The 270-nt window shown below is 71.9% G+C and carries 1 protein-coding gene; it reads right to left on the reverse strand.

The features are described from left to right. On the reverse strand, positions 1–270 hold a 270-nt coding region (locus tag MWU52_RS17905; RefSeq protein ID WP_246954723.1), incomplete at both ends, for a hypothetical protein.

The following is a 270-nucleotide window of genomic DNA, read 5'->3' on the forward strand; positions in this document are numbered from 1 at the left end:
GGCGGTCGCGTCCGCGTCCAGCCCCGAAAGCGTGAAGCCGACCGCGCCGACCTCGCCCGCGTCGATCTCCAGATCCGGCGCCGACAGCGAAAGGTTGCCGTCGTCGTCGCCGGTGTCGGGCGGCGGGCCGGAGCTGGTCACGACCGCGTTCCCATCGAGGAACATCTGTTGGATGTCGAGGTTGCGGCCGCCGCGGATGATGCCGAGGGCGGTGAAGGCGTCGCCGCCGCCGTCGGTGTCGATCTCGAGGCGTCCGACGGTGCCTTGGGC

The sequence above is a fragment of the Jannaschia sp. S6380 genome (assembly GCF_023015695.1).
Classification (GTDB): Bacteria; Pseudomonadota; Alphaproteobacteria; order Rhodobacterales; family Rhodobacteraceae; genus Jannaschia.